This window comes from Polynucleobacter sp. es-EL-1, assembly GCF_018687975.1.
In the GTDB taxonomy this organism is placed as follows: domain Bacteria; phylum Pseudomonadota; class Gammaproteobacteria; order Burkholderiales; family Burkholderiaceae; genus Polynucleobacter.
This window is the reverse complement of sequence record NZ_CP061310.1, coordinates 841,254-863,303: the sequence shown is the minus strand read 5'-3', so window position 1 is coordinate 863,303 and position 22,050 is coordinate 841,254. Positions and strand designations below refer to the sequence as shown.

The following is a 22,050-nucleotide window of genomic DNA, read 5'->3' as shown; positions in this document are numbered from 1 at the left end:
TGCCAAAATTGGGGGATGGGAGCCTTAAGTCATATTCGCGTTTTAGACCTCAGCCGTGTGCTTGCAGGTCCATGGTGTGCACAAAATCTCGCCGATCTTGGTGCAGATGTCATCAAAGTGGAGCGTCCCGGCGCTGGTGATGACACCCGTCACTGGGGTCCTCCCTTTGCAAAAGACCAAGATGGTCAGGAAACCACTGAATCTGCCTATTTTATTTGCATTAATCGCAATAAACGCTCAATTACCGTGGATATCAGCAAACCTGAGGGTCAACAAATCATCAAAGAACTCGCTAAAGAGTCTGATGTTGTCATTGAAAACTACAAAGTAGGTGATCTTGCCAAGTACGGCTTAGATTACGAGAGCCTCAAAAAGGTTAAATCAGACCTTATTTACTGCTCTATTACCGGTTTTGGTCAAGACGGTCCTTACGCTCATCGCCCTGGTTATGACTTCATCATCCAAGGTATGGGTGGTTTTATGAGTGTGACCGGTGAAGCAGATGACTTTCCCGGAGCCAGCCCACAAAAGGCTGGCGTGGCCATTGCTGACATTTTTACGGGCATGTATGCCAGTACCGCCATTTTGGCCGCGGTAATTCACCGCGATCGCACAGGCCAAGGCCAATACATCGATATGGCCCTTTTAGATACTCAAATTGCAGTCATGGCCAATGTCTCTAGCGCCTATTTATGCTCAGACAAGGTTCCGCGCCGCTGGGGCAACGCCTCTCCCATCATCGTCCCTTACCAGACCTTCCCCAGTTCTGATGGCTGGATCATTGTGGGCGTTGGGAACGATGGTCAGTTCAAGCATTTTGTGACCGCAGGTGGTGAGCCCCAATTGGCTGAAAACCCTCTCTATGCGTCCAACCCCTTACGTGTGGAACACCGCAAGTTATTGATTCCATTGCTAGAAGAGATGACCCGTAAGAAAACGAAGGCTCAGTGGATTAGCCTACTTGAAGCAGCCAACGTTCCTTGTGGTCCTATTAACAACTTCAAAGAGGTGTTCGACAACGAGCAAGTCAAGCTTAGAGGGGTTCAAATTGAGGTTCCCCACCCAAGCGCTGGCACCATGAAGTTGGTAGCTAGCCCAATGAGACTGTCGGAAACGCCGGTAGAAGTACGCCTAGCCCCACCCTTACTGGGTCAGCATACCAATGAAATTTTGCGTGAACGCCTCCAAATGGATGCCGACACTATCGCTGACCTCCAAGAAAAAGGCATTGTTTAAGCCTCATGCTAGCGATGACCAGCAGTCAGAAGCTATCTCTGAAACAAGTACTCATTTTTGGTGGCCTGATGGTCACTTTTTCCATGGGTATTCGTCATGGGTTTGGGCTTTTTAACCTTCCCATCACTTTAGCCAATGGCTGGGGGCGTGAGACTTTTGCGCTCACCATTGCCTTGCAAAATTTAATTTGGGGTGCATTTCAACCAGTGACAGGAGCATTGGCTGATCGCTTTGGTGCATTCCGAATCATGCTTGCAGGTGGTGTGCTTTATGCACTGGGTTTAGCTGGTATGGCTTTATCAACTAGCGCTATGAATTTTTCACTTGCTGGGGGTTTACTCATTGGGCTTGCACAAACAGCAACAACCTACAGTGTGATTTATGGAATCTTAGGAAGGAACGTTGCTGCCGAGAAACGCGTTTGGGCGATGGGTATTGCTGCAGCCGCCGGATCATTTGGACAATTTCTGATGATTCCTGTTGAGCAAGGTTTACTAAGTCAATTTGGCGCTAATGATGCATTGCTTATATTGGCACTGATGGCAAGCTTAATGATTCCGATTGCATTTGCATTACGTGAACCCCCACTCGAAAAAACACTTCAATCGAATAATCAAACGATTAAAGAAGCATTAAAAGAAGCGATGCACAACCATAGCTTTCAACTGCTCACCTTAGGTTACTTTGTTTGCGGATTTCAGGTGGTGTTCATTGCCGTTCACCTTGCCCCCTACCTAAAAGACATGTCCAAAATCTATCAGGATGTTGGAGCACCTGCGGTGGCAACCACTGCTTTAGCTTTAATTGGTTTATTTAATATTTTTGGGACGTATAGTGCTGGAATATTAGGTCAACGCTTCCCGAAGCGCTATCTACTGTCTGGTATTTACATCCTCAGATCAGTGGCAATTATGGGCTTTATTTGGCTACCACTGAGCCCCGCTAGCACCTATATATTTGCTGCCGTCATGGGTTTTTTATGGCTCTCCACAATCCCCCTAACGAACGCCATTGTGGCTCAAGTATTCGGGGTTAAATATCTCTCTATGCTTTCTGGCTTGGTGTTCTTTTCGCACCAACTTGGGAGTTTTTGCGGCGCTTATCTGGGTGGATATTTATTTGATCAAACAGGATCGTATTTAATTGTTTGGAATATTGCCATTGCTCTAGGGGTCTTTGCTTTTTTAGTCAATCTGCCGATTAAAGAAAAAGCAATTTTGAGAACTGCTTCGGCCTAGATCTGATGATGCGGATTCAGCCCTTCTTCTTAAAAAGTATCTGGATAGTTTCGATTGGCGTGGTATTGCTATTAGTATTTATGTCTTACTTTGCACCAGAGGTGATGGTGGCACTCACTAATCAAGTGTGGGCAATGTGTGGCTGGTAAATTACTGGGCCATGGATAATACATTTGCCTAACATGATTTTGCATTACGCGTTTTAACTTTTTTATTTACTTCGCCTCGCCGTAGCACAATGGATAGTGCACATGCCTCCTAAGCGTGGGATACAGGTTCGATTCCTGTCGGCGGGACCACTTCAACACACAAAACTTATCCACAGCTTATGTGGATAAATCGCCGAAAGTTTTCGTAAGTCATAGATTTGTATAGAGTGATCTGGCTTGCTTAAATAATGTGCATACCAATCTGATCTATTTTTCAGTAAAGATATGTTGACAATCTGAGCAACTTAAAGAATTTTTAATTCTGTTTTTTATTGACAATCACAATAGCTTGCAGATTTCTCTTACACTCCACTCATGTATAAGATTACGACCAGCACACGAGCAGCGCTTGAAGAGATGTTGCAAAACACGTCAAGATCAGCTCCTCATGACTTCATGCCGATTTATTGCGCTGCCGCACCACAAGACAACTTGCCAATTGGTCATCTGAATCCTGAATATGTCCCCTTTTTGCAAGAATCCCTCCAAAAAGAATCCGTTCCCTTTGTAAACCTTGGCCATGATCGATTGACGATTCAGAGGGCAAGTCCATTGCTCCTATCCAATAGCCTCAGGGTTTTAGCCGACAGAATGCGCATGGGTGGCTTTATTCCGGGTTGGCGCAATGAAGACTTTGCCTGGGTCGGCAAGGATGGGCACGAGTACTTCCGACTAGAGCGCGCTGCATTTAGAACTTTTGGCTTTCAAAGCATGGCTAGCCATATCAATGGCTATACCAAATCTGGCCATCTTTGGCTTGGGCGTCGTAGCGAAACCAAGCCGACCGATCCTGGGCGCCTAGATAACCTTGCCGCTGGTGGTATTGGGGCCGATGAAACACCCTGGGTCAATGCCCGCAGAGAGCTCTGGGAAGAAGCTGGCGTGCCATTGCACATCGCCGATCAGATTAGTCCAGTAGGACGCATTCATATGCGGCGCCCGATTCCCAACCGCGGTTTTCATGATGAGCAGCTGTATGTCTACGATTTAGAGCTGGCCGAGAACTTTATACCGACCAATCACGACGGTGAAGTGAGTGGATTTATACAAATCCCCCTCTCAGAAGCGGCAGCCCGCATTTTGGCGGATGAATTTACCAGCGATGCTGCCTTTGTCACAGCAGATTTCATCTTACGAAATTCAGCACCAAGCTAAAAGTCGTCCCAGAAGCAAAGTCTTGATATGAGTCACACATTGCTTTGCTATTTCGTGGTTAAATAAGTCACAAGGATGAAACAGGGGTGCCCTTACAGAGAAGTTTCTGTCAGGCGCTGAGAAAGACCCTATAACCCGATCCAGGTAATGCTGGCGTGGGGAGTTTTCCATCAGACCGTCACCCGGTTTCGTCCATCTACATTACGTCAGGAGATGGACATGAGTACTAAGAATAAAAGCAAACAAGAAATTCCAAGCTTAAAAAGCTTAGAGCGTGACTTTGGGCAAAAATTTGCCTACCCTGCTTCCACTAAAACCTACCTCGAAGGTTCTCGTCCGGATATCAAGGCACCGATTCGGATGATTGAGCAATTGCCAACCCGTGTTGGTGAGGAGATGGTTGCAAACCCACCAGTGCCGGTCTATGACACTTCAGGCCCTTACAGTGATCCCGATATTGTGATCAACCTAGAAAAAGGTTTGCCTCATCTGCGTAAGCGTTGGATTGAGGAGCGCAACGATACCGAACAACTCTCAGGCCCTAGCTCTGAATACGGCGTAGCGCGCGCTCAAGATGAAGCAACACAAAATCTGCGCTTTGCCCACATCACCGCTCCACGTGTTGCTAAGGCTGGACAGAATGTGAGTCAAATGTACTACGCTCGCAAAGGGATTGTGACGCCAGAGATGGAATACGTAGCCCTACGGGAGTCCATGGGTCTGGAGCAATTGCGCAAAGATCCCGCTTACAAACAATTATTGAAGCAACATCCAGGTAAGAGTTATGGTGCCAATTTGCCAGACATCGTTACTGGTGAATTTGTGCGTTCTGAAATTGCTGCTGGCCGCGCAATCATTCCAGCCAATATCAATCACCCAGAATTGGAACCCATGATTATTGGTCGTAACTTCCGCGTGAAGATTAACGGCAACTTAGGCAACTCAGCAGTGACCTCTTCGATTAATGAAGAAGTAGAAAAAATGGTGTGGTCTATCCGTTGGGGTGCAGACACCATCATGGACTTATCTACTGGTAAGCATATTCATGAAACCCGTGAGTGGATTATTCGTAACTCTCCAGTTCCGATTGGTACTGTACCAATTTACCAAGCGCTGGATAAAACCGGCGGCATTGCCGAAGACCTTACTTGGGAAATGTTCCGCGATACTTTGATTGAACAAGCCGAGCAAGGCGTTGATTACTTCACGATTCATGCTGGTGTATTGCTGCGTTATGTACCGCTCACAGCTGATCGTATTACGGGCATTGTTTCTCGTGGTGGCTCCATCATGGCTAAATGGTGCTTAGCTCACCATAAAGAAAACTTCCTTTATACGAAGTTTGATGAGATCTGCGAAATCATGAAAGCCTATGACGTGTCCTTTAGTCTGGGTGATGGCTTGCGTCCTGGTTGTATTGCTGACTCCAATGATGCCGCGCAGTTTGGTGAACTCCATACTTTGGGTGAGCTCACAGCTAAAGCTTGGAAGCATGATGTTCAAGTCATGATTGAAGGCCCTGGCCACGTTCCCATGCAGCGCATTGAAGAAAACATGACTGAGGAACTCAAACATTGCTTAGAAGCGCCCTTCTATACGCTTGGACCATTGATCACTGATATTGCGCCAGGCTATGACCACATCACCAGTGGTATTGGTGCAGCGCAAATTGGCTGGTACGGCACTGCGATGCTTTGCTATGTCACACCCAAAGAGCATTTGGGTTTACCGGATAAGGAAGATGTCCGCGAAGGCATCATCACTTATAAGATTGCTGCTCATGGTGCGGACTTAGCTAAGGGATTGCCTGGTGCACAAGTACGTGACAATGCTTTATCTAAAGCCCGCTTTGAGTTCCGCTGGGAAGATCAATTTAATCTAGGTCTTGATCCCGAGCGTGCACGTGAGTATCACGATGCCACGCTGCCTGCTGAAGGTGCCAAGATTGCGCATTTCTGCTCAATGTGTGGTCCGAAGTTCTGCTCCATGAAGATCACTCAAGAAGTACGCGATTACGCAGCAACTTTAGATGCAGATGGCAACCCTAAAGCCAAAGTCATTCCGATTGCCGCAGAAGAAGCGGTCAAAGGTATGGAAGAAATGTCAGCAGAGTTCCGCAAGCGTGGCAGTGAGATTTATCAGTAAAGCGGATATAGATTGTTGACATGACTAGCGCTTTTGCCAATCACCATTACGCCATCGTTGGCGCCGGCCTGATGGGTCGGCTGCTGGCGGTTGCACTGGCAAAGCGTGGTGCCAAGGTAGAGCTCTATGAAAAAGGGAGCTCGCAAGGACTTGACTCGGCAGCACGCATAGCAGCAGCAATGCTAGCGCCATTGGCGGAGTCTGCAATTACTGAAGATAACGTTGTTCGGATGGGAGTCTATAGTCTGCCCCGTTGGCGACAGCTGATTGATGAATTAGCTAAACCGGTTTTTTTTCACCAAGATGGCACCTTGATCTTGTGGCACCGGCAAGATACCAGTGATGCAGAGCGCTTTGCGTCCCACCTTGATCGCAATACTGAGCGTAATAGCACCTTACCTAAAGCACAACGCTTAGATAGCAAGGAGCTTGCGCAAATAGAACCTGGGGTTGCAGAGCGTTTTGGACAAGCGCTCTACTTACCCAATGAAGGACAGTTAGACAATCGCCAACTTTTAGAGGCATTGCTCGTTGAACTACAGTTAATGAAGGTTCCTTGCCACTGGAATCAAGCAATTAACCCAGAGGATCTCAGAGCTGAATCAACCGGTTTTGACTGGGTCATTGATTGCCGCGGCTTAGGTGCCAAAGCAGCTTGGAAAGATACTCAAAATCTTCGTGGGGTTCGCGGTGAAGTCATTCGCTTATATGCACCAGAAGTTAAACTGCGTCGCCCTACCCGCCTGATTCATCCACGCTACCCTATCTATATTGCTCCTAAAGAAGATGATGTTTATGTGGTGGGTGCTACTGAAATTGAATCTGAAGATGTGTCGCCCATGAGTGTGCGCTCCGCTATGGAGTTACTCAGTGCCGTCTACACAGTACACAGTGGTTTTGCAGAAGCCCGTATTTTAGAGATGGCAACCCAATGTCGCCCAACTCTCAAAGATAATTTACCGGCTATTGTGGTTGATCAAGCGCCTCACCAAGCGGCACTGATGCAGATCAATGGCCTTTATCGTCATGGTTTTATGATTTCACCAGCAGTGTTAGATTGCGCTCTTGAGCTCATGAGTATTGGAAGTAGTCACACTGCCGATGAACTTGGTCTTCATGTCGACATGCATTCATCAACACAAGAGGTGAGCACATGCGCATAGTAGTGAATCAAGTTGAGCAGCAGCTTCCAGAAAACGGCACTATTTTGGATGCGCTTGAACTCATTTCAGCTAAACCTCCCTATGCGGTAGCCGTCAATTTACAGTTTGTACCTAAAACCCGGCATGCTGAGCATCTGCTGCGTGAGGGTGACCAAGTAGAAGTGATCGCGCCGGTCACTGGTGGTTAGATCTGTTCTCTTATTTAATTCTATTGTCCATTTAATCAAACAATGACCGCCCCACTGCCCCAGTCTCTCAATATTGCAGACCCATTTGTTCTGTATGGCGAGTCTTTTGCAAGCCGCTTATTACTCGGGACCTCTCGTTACCCATCACCACAGGTGCTGGAGAATGCTGTGCAGCAATCCAATCCAGGAATGATTACCGTGAGCTTACGCCGCCAAGGCAGCTCAACAGTGCAAGCGCACTCTGGATTTTGGGATTTACTGAAAAAAATGGCTGTACCAGTACTACCCAACACTGCAGGTTGTCATAGCCCGCAAGAAGCGATTACTACTGCGCAGATGGCCAGAGAAGTTTTTGAAACCCATTGGATTAAGTTAGAGCTCATTGGTGATGACTACACATTGCAACCCGATACCTTACGTTTAGTGAGTACCGCCGAAACTTTAATTAAAGACGGCTTCAAAGTGCTGCCCTACTGCACGGAAGATCTGATTTTGTGTCAACGCTTAGTTGATGTTGGCTGCCAAGCAGTCATGCCTTGGGCTGCCCCAATCGGGACTGGCAAAGGCCCACTCAATCCATATGCGATGCAACTCTTACGAGATCGTCTGAAAGTGCCATTATTGGTGGATGCTGGTTTAGGCTTACCTTCTCATGCCTGCACTGTGATGGAATGGGGCTTTGATGGGGTGTTACTCAATACCGCCGTTGCCCTTGCAGATGATCCCGTTGCGATGGCTAAAGCCTTTGCATTATCAGTGCAAGCGGGCCGAACCGCCTATTTGTCTGGTGCCATGCAGGCGCAAGAATCTGCACAGGCAAGCACGCCATTAGTGGGCACCCCTTTTTGGCATCAAAGTTAAACCCCATTATTCATGAGCTTAGTTCGCGATCTCGCTGATCAAATCATTGCTGCGCATAGCCATGATGATTTATCTCTGCCGATTCCGAGCTTTAGCTTGAGCTCACCTCCACCCCAAATTGATAATGAACATGCGGCCGATCATTATGAGTTGGCCGGCACAGTTGCCGCGGTTGCCATGGGCTTTATTGAATGCGATGCCAAGATCTTAGGTAAAGCATGGTCTCGTATGGTGCATCAAGATGGCGGCTTTAATCCATTGAAGTGGCCTTCTAGACCCGAGCATTTTGATTTACTACCTTGGACGCGCAATATGAATCCCAAGGCATTTGCTGAGTGTCCGCAGCGCTTAGGTCTTTATGGGGTGATGCCCGATGCGGATTGGGTTAAGCGTATGGTCGATGCTCAGATCCCTACAGTGCAATTACGCTTTAAATCCGAAGACAAAAAACGCATTAAGCAGCAAATAGCCCAGTCCGTTGAAGCAGTTAAAGGCACTAAGACTTTGCTATTTATCAACGACTACTGGCAAGAGGCTATTGAAGCGGGAGCCTACGGCATTCATTTAGGGCAAGAGGATCTCGACACGGCAGATTTTGATGTCATCAGAAATGCTGGGTTACGTTTGGGTATTAGCACCCATGGCTATGCAGAAATGGTGCGCGCCGATCGCCTTTGTCCAAGCTATATTGCGATGGGAGCAGTCTTTCCGACAAACCTCAAAGTAATGCCTACTGTGCCGCAAGGCTTGGGTCGTTTATATAAATATACGCAGCTCATGAGCCACTATCCTTTAGTTGCGATTGGCGGTATTGATGCTGGAAGTATTCACGCGGTCGCGCAAAGTGGCGTGGGTTCAATAGCATTAGTGAGGGCCATCACTGGTGAGCCAGATCCTACTGCTGCCGTTAAACATCTCCAAGAGCTCATGCAAACTTAAGCTGTAAATAGAAAGCGTTGCTCAGTACTGATCACCTTCATCGCTCAGCGCCGTTTTATAAAAATCATGCATATGCCATAGAGGCCCTGGACCCTCGCCAATACTTAAATAGCGACCAGCTTCTAATCCTGCCTCCACATACGAAATTGCCTTAGCCACTGAATGCGGTAGATCATGGCCACTAGCTAAATAGGTGGCAATGGCTGATGCTAATGAACAGCCTGTACCGTGAGTGTTAGGTGTATTAACGCGATAGTGCTTGAACTCCTTCGCTAGCACTACTTCGAGCCCATCTTCTAGCGTGCGCCACATTAAATAGTCGGTGAGCTGCGTATGCGATGGGTCTAAATGCCCACCCTTGATGAGCACTGCTTGAGGGCCCATATCGAGCAATTCTTCGGCGGCAAGCTTGAAGTCACTTGGCCCAGCGATTTCACGACCCAAAAGCAAGGAAGTTTCTTCTAAATTGGGGGTAATTAAAGTTGCTATAGGAAATAACTCGGCAATCATGGCCTGAGCGGTATCATCACCCCCCAAACTGGCTCCTGACGTAGCCCGCAGAACGGGATCCAAAACAATCCGCTTTACTCCGTGCTGACGAAGTGCTTTTGCGACTGTTCGGACGATTTCTGGGCTAGCTAACATCCCAATCTTGACAATATCAGCACCAATATCCAAAAGAACGGCATCTATTTGGGCCTCAACCACATCGAGGTCAATATCCTGAATACGGCTAACACCAAGGGTGTTCTGGGCGGTAATCGCAGTCACTACCGTCATGCCATATCCGCCCAGGGCGCTAATGACTTTGAGGTCAGCCTGTAGGCCTGCGCCACCGCCGCTGTCTGACCCGGCAATGGTCAATACTTTAGGGATCTGTATAGAAGTTGGGGTGAGTGATTTCATCTTGCTATAATATCGGCTTATTCCTCGATAGCTCAGTCGGTAGAGCGCCGGACTGTTAATCCGTAGGTCCCTGGTTCGAGCCCAGGTCGAGGAGCCAAATAAGTAAGCCCCTAGAGCAATCTAGGGGCTTTTTTATTGGTATTGCCCGGTAGGGAATGGCTCAAATTGTTCTGCGGGTAATCAATCCGATGAAGATTAAATATCGGCTATCAACCCCAAGCAGACGTCCAAAGAAAAACCATCCGAAGGTGGCTTTCTAATCAAGAGAATTTGAACTAACTTTGAGGGCAAGCATTAGCCAATGGCTTGCCTGCAATCCTATCCCTAATCCAAGGCAAGTAATACTGCTTAGCCTCTGGAGGGGTTGAAAAGTGCGTCTGCTCTCCTGGCAACTGCATCCTTCCAACGTTACCACCCAACTTGCATATTTGATCTTGATAAGCTTTATGCATTGGTGGCGGAATTACAGTATCAGCAGTGCCAAAGTAAATTTGTACCGGTGCAGCAGGTTTTACTGGTGCAACACTGCCTTTTACCATCGCCTCAGCCCACGCCAAAGTATTGGTAGGCTTTGAATTAACTAACTTCATGAAGTTTGAGCTGTAGTAGTAATTAAGAGTATCGCTACCCACATGCATACATTTATTACCGTAGATCTTATTAAATACCTTCACACCTTCATCAGTAAAAACTTCGGATAATTTAAGATCTGGAAAAGCGGCTTGAGTTCCCCAATAAAACATCGTTGCATGGCCAAAATTGAAGATATTATTGGAGAACTCCTTTTGAGATGCGGCAAAATACTTATCAGCACTCGCTTGATCAAGCTTACCTGCTGGTGCCAAAACCGCTACATCTTGCGGCGCCATTGCAACGAAGCCAAGAACATCTAGATCATCAAAGGCAGTTCCCTTTTGTTTTATATACTCAGGCCTACTTGCTGCAGCAATAGTAGCTCCCCCACCTTGTGACCAGCCATATACGATTGCTTTTTTATTGGCTCCCGTTTCTTTCATGGAGCCTGCGGCACGAGCTGCATTAATTGCATCCATACCGTTAGTTGCGGCAACGCCATATTGATGCTTGCCACCACCACCCAAACCCTGGTAATCGGTGGCTGCTATTACGTAACCTTCTTTAATAAATTCATCTACAGCAGGTATGCCGTAGTCAGTCCACGAATTTCCATCCATCAAGAAATACTCATTTAAAGGAACGACTGGGTCAAAGACTTGAGAGGGGCCACAGTTTTGGGCTGTTCCGGTCGTGCCATGTGCCCAAGTCATAACAGGGCGACCACCAGCAGGGGCCGCCCCCACAGGTGCAACTACCATCCCAGTTGCAATCGTTTTTCTACCTGATATATCAGATGAAATATAAGCAACCCTCCAAGCTTGCGCACCTTTGACTGAAGTGGCAATTTTTTCCTTCTTTATTACTTGACCTAATTTACCTTCAGGGGCCATCTTCATGACTGCAGCATAAAAAGGTTGCATTGGTGGCTCAGCATATACAGTAGATGAAAAAATACTCAGGGCTGTACCGAATGTTAAAACTGACAAGCAAGCAATTCGTTTCATAGTTTAAATAGGTAATGAAGGTTATAAAACTAATATTAAACACTAGCTTTATTGGTTTTCAAAGTGCTCGCATTTAGATAAATTAGGCGACCCCTATTGGTCGATAGTAGAAAATCAAAATAATGTATTTAGCTAATCTCCTAATTTTTACTGATGCTTCCAATTAATTTCTGCATGCTACTAAAGTTTTTTTCCTCTGTTAATCCGTAGGTACCTGGTTCGAGCCCAGGTCGAGGAGTCAAATAAGTAAGCCCCTAGAGCAATCTAGGGGCTTTTTCTTATGACGATGTGATGGATATAAGTTGAACTGGTTTATGCGCTCGACTAGAACATCTTTACTTTAACTTTTGTCAAAGTACCACTTCCCATTGCGAATTGGCATATACAGACCCTTATCAACCCCTACTTCCTTTGCAATCAGCGCATTTAAGCTCAGATTTAAAGAAAATATGAGCTCTTGATTAGCATTTATATCGAGAGCCAAATTTCGAATCTCTTCTGGATCATTGTGAAGATCATAGACCTCAAGATCATTATTTAATATCAACTCCTCCATCGTTCTTGGAGTATTAAAGTTGTTTGGAGCAAAGTATCTCGAGAATCGATATCTTCCATCAAAAAAACTTCTGATGGATGTTCTGTTTGAAAAATTAGGCGGGTGCTTTTCTAGCATAGCTAATTGCTGTTTTGCATTAAGGGATCGATATTTTTTGGTATCAATAGTTAGGGCTGCCCATCGTACATCTTGATATGACAGCATATCAAAGTTGAATAAAGCTGATGGACGCAAACTATCGATCTTTGCCTGAGTAGGATTTTTTAACAAGCCCGAAAAATCTCTTCCCTGCAATCCCGCACTAGCCTGATGGCGAGTAGCCTCGTTAACTCCAGTTAAACCAATAATAGTAGGAGCAATATCAACCTGAGAAGTTAAAGCCTTACACTCGACTCCTCCAGGATATGCGGGATGAACAATCATCAGAGGAATATGATTTTGCTGACGATATGCTGTAGTTCCCTTACCCCGCAATTGATGGTGCCCGCCTAATTCACCGTGATCAGCATTGAAAATGATAATGGTATTTTTTTCCATGTCATTTTGCTTCAGAATATTTAGGATTGATTGCACACGAAGGTCACAATCACGAATTGCGTTGAAGTAATAGTCTTGAAGAGCTTTCCAGCGCCTATCTTCATTGGGCCATGGACCCACCATTAGATCTTGTATTGCTTGATATATTTTTTGCCCCACAGGCCTTCCAGGCGAATCGAAAGGCTGTCCACGTGTAGCTGGCAATGGCGCATCCCAAGTAGCACTATAAATTTCATCTTGTGGTGCTCTTGCAATATTCATTGCGTGAGATTTGCTTTGAATATTTTCACCAGGCAAATCAGAATTAAAGTACATCACATCATGAGGATTAACGAAATTTACAGCTAAAAACCAGGGCTGCCCTTTTCCTTTTAGCTCTTGCGCTTTAGTTCTGAACCAAGTGCTTGTTGAGGAAACGGTAACGTCATCATAATGATAGCCACCCAAGGTGGTATCTGTTAAATCACCAATTCCAAAGTAATCTTTAAAGCCATATGACGCTATTGTTTCCTGGTACTCCTTCAATGGAGCGTCAACGGGATTCGAGGTAAGGTCCATGTTGGCAGACAAATGCCACTTCCCCTGATATGCGGGGTAGTATCCTAACTCAGTTAAGCGATGGCCTATGGTTTTGATGCTGGTTGATAAGTTTTGCTGCCAAACATAATTTAAATTATCGAAAATACCAGTCTCTTGTATATGATGGCCTGTATATAAAACTGAGCGCGCGGAGGAGCAAACCATGCCCGCAGCTTGATGATTTAAGAAGGTAATTGCCTTTTTCTTTATAGCCTCTCGTGCTGGAACTGGGAATGGCCATTTTTCAAAAAAATGCTCCTGATCAACCAAGATATAAAGAATGTTGTAACCAGCTGGAGGTGAATCTGGTGAATTAACAGAAGTAGCCGCCTGATGGGCCGTCTTTGATGCTGCAACCGCAGAATTTGGAATCAAGGTAGATCCGAACAGGGCAGCGCCGGATTCCAAAAGAGCTCTACGTGATGGATTCTTAGGAGTGTTGTTCTCAGAGTTCATTTAATCTCCATTCCATTCCTATGGAATAATTATAAAAAACTAACGCCTTATTACTTCGTTCGATTGCCGGCCTGAACAAATATTAAACTATTTGATAGTTAAATGATGTCACTGAAATATCTATTGAGATTTTCCTCTAAATTCATAGTAATTTTGGTAAATATTGCTTTTCATCCAGCCTTAGCAGAACTAAACAACCCATCAACTCAAAACACTTATACCAATACTCATCTCTTTACCGATTACGGAAATATACAATCAACACAACAACAAGTGTTGCTGCTGAACGATAAAGCACCCCTACCCTTTTCAATCTTCGGAAGTGTTCAAAAATGGACGACCGGTCCCGCTCAAGATAATCTCATTACTCAAGTGGCACAGGGGCTGTATAAAGTTAATCATCAGTGGAAAATTATTGCCAGCGAGCTATATCAAAAACAAGGTAATATAAATTTGAGCAATACGGTTTTAGGATTTAACTACCAACCTGACCCGCACATTAGCATTAATAGTTCAGTAGGGGTTGGCACGGCAAATGCATACACCTATAAATATTCCCTACTATTTTCTCCAGAATATAAGTTCCCAGAATTTAAAAATAGAACAACGTTATCGACCTCAGCAACGTTCAACTATCAAGAATTTTCTCTTGGATCATTCAGGCAGATTATTCCCAAAATAAATTGGCAGGCTAGTGAATATATGCCTCCACTAAGTTTGGGTTATGCAATCGGAACCTTTCAAAATAACAGCTCTGAAATAATCAATCAATACTATCAACCAAAAACAATTAATGGCGCACTAATAAGTGCAAGCCTGAGAACAACAGAGCGATCTTTTTTTATTATTTCTTACTATCCTTATAATAAAAATATTATTGGCGGGTATACAACTACTCAAGATACTCTAGGCGCTACGATTAACTATAAAGTTCTAGATAAGGTTCATGTTTCAGTGTTCAGTCAATATCAAAATACAAGAGGTTCTTCAGTAAATTTGGCTCTTGGCGGAAGCATTAATTTTGCCTTCTAATTCTCGTAAAATATAAAAAACAAGCTTAATGGATCAATGGAGCAATACTCCTACAAACGATACATAGTGCTAGCTGAAAAATAAACCCTCATCACCCCCCAGAGGGTATCGATCCGGTTGGGGGTGTCTTTTTCTAAGTAGATGGCCATATAAATGGTTTAGAAAATTTCAACTTTATTTCCTGATACGCTAATTGATAGGCAGCTGGCTAACCTAACAGCCTAGAGCCCTTACTTGCGGATATTCAATTCGCATACCTTTGGTTTCAGCCCAGGTCGAGGAGCCAAATAAGTAAGCCCCTAGAGCAATCTAGGGGCTTACTTATTGCTATTGCCTGGTAGGGAATAGCTCAAATTGTTCTACCGATATCCGATCCAATGAACATTACATGCATGCTGAAGGCAGTTCCCAATCAAAATAAGCCATTTGCGCTACTCAAGAGTGCTTTATTTAGTTTAGAAATAGTTCTTCAGCATTAAATCCCGAATACTTTTCAAGGGAGCTGAATGAAACTATTTTTACTGACTTGATAGCGCCCAATTTATTAATATCAACCTTCACATAATTCATCATACCTATGGTGCGAATGTAGAATAAATTCCGATTGAGGTCTTTTAATGAAGTGAAAAAAGTTACTTCTGATGTGGGCTTGCTGGATGCAACTGATTCACCAACGCTTGAGGAACTAGGTTTATCAATAGTAATCCCTGCAGGACGATCAAAATTATTCATTAAGTGAGATAAAGCCAAAATCGCACCATCAGGTGTAGTGGCTTTTGTAGCAAAATTGGAGTAATAGGCGGCCTTAATAAAACGGTCTGGCGATAAGTTAGAAGCAGGAAGAGATCTGAGAGCGCCACCGGCGTCTGGGGCATTCACTTTGAACTTATTAAATTGCCCAGTATTTTTATCGATATTTGTCAATCCGGCAAAGTTTTGAAGATTCTTCAAGTGCCATGGAAATTCTGGGTCGTTTGTTAAAACGCCTACAGAATTTTGATGTATGTTGAGCCTGCCTCCTGTGAACTCAACAACAGCAGCATCACCAGTACGATCAATGATCGAAAAATGAACTGGCGTAATTACATTTCCCATGCTCTTGACTCGGGGTAACCAAAACTGAATCCCGTCTCGCTCTAGTGCCGCCCTGAGTTCGCTAATAGTTTTGAAGCTTCCAAGTGCCCAGGTTCCAAAATCAGTCGCAGACAAAACCTTATCTGGAGTGGCGGTAATTTTAGGTTGGCCATTTTCTGTAAATTCCAGAGCGGAAATCGACATACCCTGATCGTTTACTCCTTCATGAATAGTATCTTGCTTCGAGTTTGGAACCATTCCCTTTAGAGTTGCTCCAAAAACCGCATATCTGGTCTTAAATTGATAACCTTGCTTGCCATCCGGAGTAACAGATTCAATACGCGTGCCAACAGGATAGTACGTAAGTTCATCTGGCAGCATCCCCGGATACTCATTAGTTCTACCTACATATGAATTACCTTTAGTATCCGTATAGGACAACATAGTGCAGGCAGAAACTGGAATAGATGTTAGAGATGTGCCTAAAATTAAACTGACGGCAATTATTTTTTTTAATCTGTTGTTCATAGGTATTCCTGTATAGAAATTTGGGTTTTTATCGCTTCTTTAACTCGAATTAATGGCTATGCGCATTTTTAAGAGCAGAATCCGCCATACCTTGATGCTGCGTTGGGTCAATTGCCGTAATTTGCTCTAAGAATTTTTTGGTATCAATCTTCTTGCCACCGAGCCATGTACCTTTCACTTTGACCTTTTCAACAATCTCATTTGGTTTCACAGCGGTAATATCAGCTGAAAGCTCAACTAAGTCAGCATATTTTCCTACTTCAAGAGAGCCAATCTCTTTATCACGCTTTAACTGATAAGCGCCATTAATCGTGGATGCTTTTAGAGCCTGATCAAGGGTTACTGCTTGGTTTGCTCCATGCACCTTCCCAGAATCAGTAGTGCGAGTCACCATATGCTGGATATTTCTTAAGGTATCTGGCGGCGATACAGAGCCATCATTATGAAAGGTGGTGCGTGTTTTCATTTTCACCCCATCGCCAGCCCGTTGCCACTGTGAACCATATTCAGGCGCAAACATGGTTCCGTCCAATAAATCACCCCAATAGATATATTGAAAAGGAGCAAGCGAGACTGTTACGCCAAGTCGTTCAGCGCGTTGGAATTGATCTGCACGTGCTGCACCCAGGTGCTCAACACGCCAACGGTGATCTGTACCTGTGAGCTTATATTTATTAAGGGCATTCTCATAGGCATCTAACACGACATCAAAGCCAACGTCACCATTGCAGTGAAATGCCATTTGATAACCCATAGGCGCATATTTATCTAGCATTTGATCAAGCTGTAGGCGGGTGTAATTCATCCCCTTCTCGCCCAGCGGTCCAATAATAATTTCGGCCTGCTTGGTGCGTGCATTTTCTAAATAAGGAAAGCTTTGTGCAACCGTACCCAACCAAGGACTGCCATCAGCCCAAAGCTTAATACCGTTTTTACGAACTAAGCTTGGGTCAGACCAAGTGACTTGAGCACCTGCATCTGGCTCAATTGCCATGTGATAAACGTGCATTCTCAATGGGGTGTCCGGTACCGATGCTAGCGCCTGATAGCCCTTGTACATACCCGTGTTGTAAGTGTGCTCAGATGTCGAGGTGATACCCATAGAAGCCATATACGCATACCACTTTGCACTAGAGAGCAAAATGTGTGGCACAGCTTTAGGTAGGATCGGGCCAATCACCGCCATTAATGCAGCTGATTCATTAGCAATACCGTTTGAGGTTCCATCTTTGTATCGACCATAACTACCGCCTACTGGATTAACAGGAGGTTTCTGATTCTTCCATCCTAAAATCTTAATTGTTGCAGTATTGAAATAAACCGCATGTCCAGAATTATCAACAACAATAATTGCGCGACCACTTGGTGTCAGCTTATCAAGGACATCCCGTGTTGGTAGAGGCGCTTGCTGCAAAAGTCTATCAAGGCCATTAAATACCAAAGGTCTGCCAGCTGGGGCTTCTGCGTCGGCCTTTTTGATTATTGCTTGAACATCTGACCAGCTTTTAGCGCCAACATAGGGTGCAATCCAATAGGCTGGTGCCTGAGTCGTGATTCCAGAAAGTATCGGATGATTATGTGGATCAATAAAGCCCGGCATTAATACTGTAGAACCCAAGTCTTTTACAGTGGCCTTTGGTGCGCTAGCCTGAACATCCTTTAAAGATCCTACGGCAATAATCTTTTTTGTTGTTGTGTCAAAAGCAATGGCTTCAGCACGGGGATTTTTCTCATCCATCGTAATAATGGTGGATGCTTTTAGAATTTGAACTTCTGCAGCAGCCAGATGGGACAAGAAGCAAAGCGAGAAAAAAGGTAAAGCTTTGAGGAGTGATGTGCGGCTCATATTATTTTTTTATGAATATTAGTATCTGTAAGTTGACAATATAGCGTATTGGATAAATTGACCAACCTAGATTAATAAACTTGATTATACGAAACCTATAGATACTTACAATAAAGCGCTAAATCCAACCCTTTGACAGCTATTGAATTCGCAGGCCCTTGGTTCTAGCACAGATCGATTAGCTAGATATAAGAAAACCACCTTATAGGTGGTTTCTTCTCTTGGGGCTCGGGAAACAAAGTTGGACTTAGATCAGCCCCTTCTTTTTTAGATTAGCGAGGCGGTTATTTAAGGTCTTAATGGTAAGGAGATTGAGTTTTCCACCTTCCGACCAATTATTGCCCTTCCATTCAATGCCCTCTGGTGTGACATTGGCAAATGGCTCTCTACCCTCTTTTGCATAGCCTTCCACTAAGGTAATGAGTTGAAGGCGATCATCAGATCCACCAGCATCTTTAATGGCATCTAGGATTGGTTTAGTAATCGTATCGCTGTAAGTAACTTTAGAGTCTGGATGCTTGACTGCCGCCGGCTCATCAAAAATATATTCATGGGGCCACTCAAATACGTTTCTAGCGGAATTTTTTACCGACTCAGGACTTACGGCACTGCTTGTAGGATTTTTAGGGTCAGTTGGTAAATTGAGCTCAGTAATCCAGGCTTCGAATTCTGCAATGCGGGCATAGCGTTTTTCTTCACTATCGCGCTTTTGCTCTTCTTGTGACAATAATAATGTGACCCATGCCCAGGCGATGTCCTTAGGTATAGCAAACTCTTGCGCCAAAATGCCACTTGCTTTTTTTAGGATTGGCTTAGATGTGAGTTTTGTCATTGCGTTCTTTCTGATTCTTTAATAAGTGCCTTCAATTTCGGGTGGACGATCTAAAGGAAGGCTCCCCGCTCTTTTTTGCAATGCTCGCCACAGACCCCGTAGGATACTCTTCATACCGGCCTGATTACCTAGAATGTCGTTATAAAAGCTGGTCTGGTGGCTCCCAGAGCTGGGTGTTGGGGTAAATCCACCAAGAATGGCTGTATTCACTAAAATAGCCCATATGACCAAGATCCCAGAACTTTTAGCCCCTGCCGGCAGCCTCAATATGTTACGCACCGCTTTTGACTTTGGTGCGGATGCTATTTATGCCGGACAGCCACGTTATTCACTCCGCGTGCGCAATAACGACTTTGGAAAAATGGAGACCCTCAAAGAAGGGATTGATACCGCGCATGCTTTGGGTAAAAAGTTTTATTTAGTTTCTAACTTGTTGCCTCATGGCGGCAAGACGCGCACCTATATTAACGATATGGATCCTGTAGTTGCTTTGAAGCCTGATGCCATGATCATGTCTGATCCAGGACTCATCATGATGGCTAGAGAAGCTTGGCCTGATATGCCGATTCACTTGTCGGTTCAGGCTAATACCGTGAATGGCGCCTCTGCGAAATTTTGGCGCTCAGTAGGTATTAGCCGTGTGATTCTATCTCGTGAGCTCTCGTTTGATGAGATTGAAGAAGTGCGTCAAGATTGCCCCGAAATGGAATTGGAAGTATTTGTACACGGCGCTTTGTGCATCGCCTACTCTGGTCGCTGTTTGCTCTCAGGCTATATGTCCCATAGAGACTCCAATCAAGGCGCTTGTACGAATGCTTGTCGCTGGGACTACAAGGTCAAGCCGGGGCAACAAAATACCAGTGGTGATGTAGTACTTCTGCAAGAAGCGCGTCGTCCAGATGATTTAATGCCCATGGAAGAAGATGAGCATGGCACCTACATTATGAACTCGAAAGATCTGCGTGCGATTGAACATATTGAACGCCTCACTAAAATGGGCGTGGACTCTTTTAAGATTGAAGGTCGCACCAAATCACCCTACTACGTCTCACGCACTTGTCAGGCATACCGCACTGCCATTGATGATGCGGTAGCTGGAAGACCAATGAATATGTCCCTCATTGGCAATTTAGAGGGTCTAGCCAATCGCGGTTACACCGATGGTTTTTATGAACGCCATCATGACAAAGAGTATCAACTCTATATGCGAGGTCACTCACTCTCTGGCAGAAGTCTTTATGTTGGTGAAACTCTCGAGATGGATGAAGCTTCCGGCCGAATCAAAGTAGACGTCAAGAATCGTTTTTCTGTAGGCGATACATTAGAAATCATTGAGCCGGAGGGTAATCAAGATATTACGCTTGAAGCCATGTGGAATCTCAAGGGCGAGCCGATTGATGTGGCGCCTGGATCTGGACACTTTGTTTGGATTAAGCTTCCAATGAAGGGAAAGCGCGCTTTTATCGCTCGCTATACGCAAGATCCTGCTCCAGTAGAAGCGGCCTCCTCTTGCAATAGTTGCCAATAACTATATGAATCAACCAGCCACTTCTGCGCCAGTCAAATTAAGCTTTAAAGATAAAGCTAAAGAAGAAATTCTGAAGGCGTTTGAGCTAACGGTGTACTTCTCTATTTGGTTTTGTGCTTTAACGCTTTTATCGGTAACCACGCTGCATATTCAATCACTTTCTTTCACCCTTTTTGGCTTTGCGATTATTAAGGCCGCTTTATGCGCCAAGTTTATGCTCATCGCACAAATGGTATACCCCATCAAAATCAATCAAAAAAGTGGCATCGTGAATTCTCTATTTCTGGAATCACTTTTCTATTTATTGGTTGTCATCGCATTGAACTATCTTGAAGCAGGTGTTGATGGAGTCATTCATGGCAAAGAATTTATTGCCTCCTTAGCGGATTTTGGACAATCCAACCCCCTCCATGTTGTGGCAATGTCGATTGTCTACTGGTTAATAGTTTGGCCTTACTTGATCTTTACAGGCTTTAAACTAGCCCTTGGCACTGCAGCAACCCATGAGCTTTTGCTGGGTAAGAAGTAGCATCCTGCCGAGCAATCGCTTTGTGAGCACCGCAATACTCTCTTTCACTAAAAGTGCATCAGCCGCTTTTCTGCTTGCCCTGTTATTGTGGCTCGCCCTTTTACCGAAAATAGTAAGCGCACAGGAGATTGAAGCGCGCACCTATTCCAATGCGCCAATTGGTATTAACTTTCTGACGGCAGGCGTAGTGCAAGCCAAGAGCGGCACCTATACTTTGACAAGCGAAGTCATGAGTCTGACTCATATCTTTGATGCTGGCGGTCAATCTGGAAAACTCACCCTAGTACTTCCCTACAGTCAATTAACTGGCTCAACTAGCGTTGGCGGAAGTACTGTAAATGCCAGTACGGAGGGTTTATCCGACCCTTTAATTAAGGCTGCTATTAATTTATATGGCGCACCTGCATTGAGCCTAGATCAGTTTAAGAATTACCAACAGGATTTGATTGTCGGTGTGAGCATGACAGCATCAGTCCCTTGGGGGAAATACAACGATAGTCAAATCATCAATGTCGGTGCAAACCGATGGTTTGTTCAGCCGGGTATTGGTGCCTCTAAGGCAATTGGCCCGTGGAGGTTTGAGTTAGCAGGTGCCGGCATTTTCTATACTAGTAATACCGATTTTATGGGTGGTAATTCCCTGTCACAAAATCCTGTGTACTCAACACAAACCCATGCCATTTACTATTTTCAAAATACTGCCTGGCTTTCAGTGGATGCGACGTATTTCACCGGAGGTCAGTCTTATTTAAATGGGGCTCCTATTAGCGGCAATCAAGAGAATTGGCGTTTTGGTAGCACCTTGTCCTACCCGATTAATCGACATAACTCGATTCGGCTCTCAGCTAGTACTGGCGCCTATTCTAGAACCAATAATAATTACGATCTGATTGGTCTATCTTGGCAATATCGGTTTGGTGGCGGCCTCTAGAA

General features: G+C 44.9%; 20 protein-coding genes, 2 tRNA genes and 1 riboswitch. Of the genes, 15 read left to right on the top strand and 7 right to left on the bottom strand.

Going from position 1 to position 22,050, the window contains the following annotated elements; translation table 11 throughout:
- Positions 1-15 precede the first annotated feature (15 nt).
- The 10 genes from FD974_RS04400 to FD974_RS04355 all read left to right on the top strand — a co-directional run bounded on the left by FD974_RS04400 (position 16) and on the right by FD974_RS04355 (position 9,134).
- Entirely contained in the window at positions 16-1,236 is a 1,221-nt protein-coding gene (locus tag FD974_RS04400; RefSeq protein ID WP_215366212.1) for a CaiB/BaiF CoA-transferase family protein, read from the top strand.
- Positions 1,237-1,241: 5 nt separating this feature from the next.
- Positions 1,242-2,474, top strand: a complete 1,233-nt coding sequence (locus FD974_RS04395; protein ID WP_371817129.1) for an MFS transporter — start codon at positions 1,242-1,244, stop codon at positions 2,472-2,474.
- A gap of 5 nt (positions 2,475-2,479) precedes the next feature.
- Positions 2,480-2,623, top strand: coding sequence for a hypothetical protein (locus FD974_RS04390; RefSeq protein WP_215366209.1), 144 nt, complete (start codon positions 2,480-2,482; stop codon positions 2,621-2,623).
- Between the two features lie 75 nt (positions 2,624-2,698).
- Positions 2,699-2,773, top strand: a tRNA-Arg gene (locus FD974_RS04385).
- A 225-nt stretch (positions 2,774-2,998) separates the two neighbouring features.
- Complete coding sequence (locus FD974_RS04380; protein WP_215366206.1) at positions 2,999-3,838, top strand: NUDIX domain-containing protein; 840 nt, start codon at positions 2,999-3,001, stop codon at positions 3,836-3,838.
- A gap of 72 nt (positions 3,839-3,910) precedes the next feature.
- Positions 3,911-4,017: riboswitch (TPP riboswitch) on the top strand.
- Between the two features lie 40 nt (positions 4,018-4,057).
- Positions 4,058-5,983 carry a phosphomethylpyrimidine synthase ThiC gene (gene thiC / locus FD974_RS04375; RefSeq protein WP_251374664.1) on the top strand — a complete coding sequence of 642 codons (1,926 nt, stop codon included), beginning with the start codon at positions 4,058-4,060 and terminating at the stop codon, positions 5,981-5,983.
- Positions 5,984-6,003: 20 nt separating this feature from the next.
- Complete coding sequence (locus tag FD974_RS04370; RefSeq protein WP_215366203.1) at positions 6,004-7,146, top strand: FAD-dependent oxidoreductase; 1,143 nt, start codon at positions 6,004-6,006, stop codon at positions 7,144-7,146.
- Positions 7,137-7,334: a sulfur carrier protein ThiS gene (thiS, locus tag FD974_RS04365; RefSeq protein ID WP_215366200.1), complete on the top strand. Its 198-nt coding sequence runs from the start codon at positions 7,137-7,139 to the stop codon at positions 7,332-7,334. Before FD974_RS04370 ends, thiS begins: the two co-directional genes overlap by 10 nt.
- Before the next feature lie 42 nt (positions 7,335-7,376).
- The gene (locus FD974_RS04360) at positions 7,377-8,195 is read left to right on the top strand and encodes a thiazole synthase (RefSeq protein WP_215366197.1); all 819 of its coding nucleotides are present in this window, start codon (positions 7,377-7,379) and stop codon (positions 8,193-8,195) included.
- Between the two features lie 12 nt (positions 8,196-8,207).
- A complete protein-coding gene (locus FD974_RS04355) occupies positions 8,208-9,134 on the top strand; it encodes a thiamine phosphate synthase (RefSeq protein WP_215366194.1) in 927 nt (308 codons plus the stop codon).
- Between the two features lie 21 nt (positions 9,135-9,155).
- On the opposite strand, the gene thiD is transcribed toward FD974_RS04355, so the two are convergent.
- Positions 9,156-10,040, bottom strand: a complete 885-nt coding sequence (thiD, locus tag FD974_RS04350) for a bifunctional hydroxymethylpyrimidine kinase/phosphomethylpyrimidine kinase (RefSeq protein WP_215366191.1) — start codon at positions 10,038-10,040, stop codon at positions 9,156-9,158.
- 21 nt (positions 10,041-10,061) lie between these two features.
- Between thiD and FD974_RS04345 the strand changes: the two genes are divergently transcribed.
- A tRNA-Asn gene (locus tag FD974_RS04345) sits at positions 10,062-10,137 on the top strand.
- A gap of 178 nt (positions 10,138-10,315) precedes the next feature.
- Here FD974_RS04345 and FD974_RS04340 read toward each other — a convergent pair.
- Together FD974_RS04340 and FD974_RS04335 are read right to left on the bottom strand one after the other, a co-directional pair.
- Positions 10,316-11,620, bottom strand: coding sequence for a lipase family protein (locus FD974_RS04340; protein WP_215366188.1), 1,305 nt, complete (start codon positions 11,618-11,620; stop codon positions 10,316-10,318).
- 340 nt (positions 11,621-11,960) lie between these two features.
- Positions 11,961-13,748, bottom strand: coding sequence for a sulfatase-like hydrolase/transferase (locus FD974_RS04335; RefSeq protein ID WP_256437839.1), 1,788 nt, complete (start codon positions 13,746-13,748; stop codon positions 11,961-11,963).
- A gap of 102 nt (positions 13,749-13,850) precedes the next feature.
- On the opposite strand from FD974_RS04335, the gene FD974_RS04330 reads away from it, so the two are divergent.
- Positions 13,851-14,780 (top strand): hypothetical protein, encoded by a 930-nt coding sequence (locus tag FD974_RS04330; protein ID WP_215366182.1) that lies wholly within the window; start codon positions 13,851-13,853, stop codon positions 14,778-14,780.
- Positions 14,781-15,230: 450 nt separating this feature from the next.
- Here the strand turns inward: FD974_RS04330 and FD974_RS04325 are convergent, their stop codons facing one another.
- The 4 genes from FD974_RS04325 to FD974_RS04310 form a co-directional block, all read right to left on the bottom strand.
- A complete protein-coding gene (locus tag FD974_RS04325) occupies positions 15,231-16,382 on the bottom strand; it encodes a linear amide C-N hydrolase (protein WP_215366179.1) in 1,152 nt (383 codons plus the stop codon).
- A 49-nt stretch (positions 16,383-16,431) separates the two neighbouring features.
- A complete protein-coding gene (locus tag FD974_RS04320; RefSeq protein ID WP_215366175.1) occupies positions 16,432-18,228 on the bottom strand; it encodes an amidohydrolase in 1,797 nt (598 codons plus the stop codon).
- A 247-nt stretch (positions 18,229-18,475) separates the two neighbouring features.
- Positions 18,476-19,060, bottom strand: coding sequence for a hypothetical protein (locus tag FD974_RS04315; protein WP_215366172.1), 585 nt, complete (start codon positions 19,058-19,060; stop codon positions 18,476-18,478).
- 18 nt (positions 19,061-19,078) lie between these two features.
- Entirely contained in the window at positions 19,079-19,270 is a 192-nt protein-coding gene (locus FD974_RS04310; RefSeq protein ID WP_215366169.1) for a hypothetical protein, read from the bottom strand.
- Between the two features lie 13 nt (positions 19,271-19,283).
- Here FD974_RS04310 and FD974_RS04305 point away from each other — a divergent pair, with 13 nt between their 5' ends.
- Genes FD974_RS04305 through FD974_RS04295 form a run of 3 tightly spaced genes read left to right on the top strand, consistent with a single transcriptional unit; the run spans position 19,284 to position 22,048 of the window.
- Complete coding sequence (locus tag FD974_RS04305; RefSeq protein WP_215366166.1) at positions 19,284-20,588, top strand: U32 family peptidase; 1,305 nt, start codon at positions 19,284-19,286, stop codon at positions 20,586-20,588.
- Positions 20,589-20,592: 4 nt separating this feature from the next.
- Positions 20,593-21,117, top strand: a complete 525-nt coding sequence (locus FD974_RS04300) for a hypothetical protein (RefSeq protein WP_215366163.1) — start codon at positions 20,593-20,595, stop codon at positions 21,115-21,117.
- Between the two features lie 22 nt (positions 21,118-21,139).
- Positions 21,140-22,048, top strand: a complete 909-nt coding sequence (locus FD974_RS04295; protein WP_215366160.1) for a transporter — start codon at positions 21,140-21,142, stop codon at positions 22,046-22,048.
- Positions 22,049-22,050 lie beyond the last annotated feature (2 nt).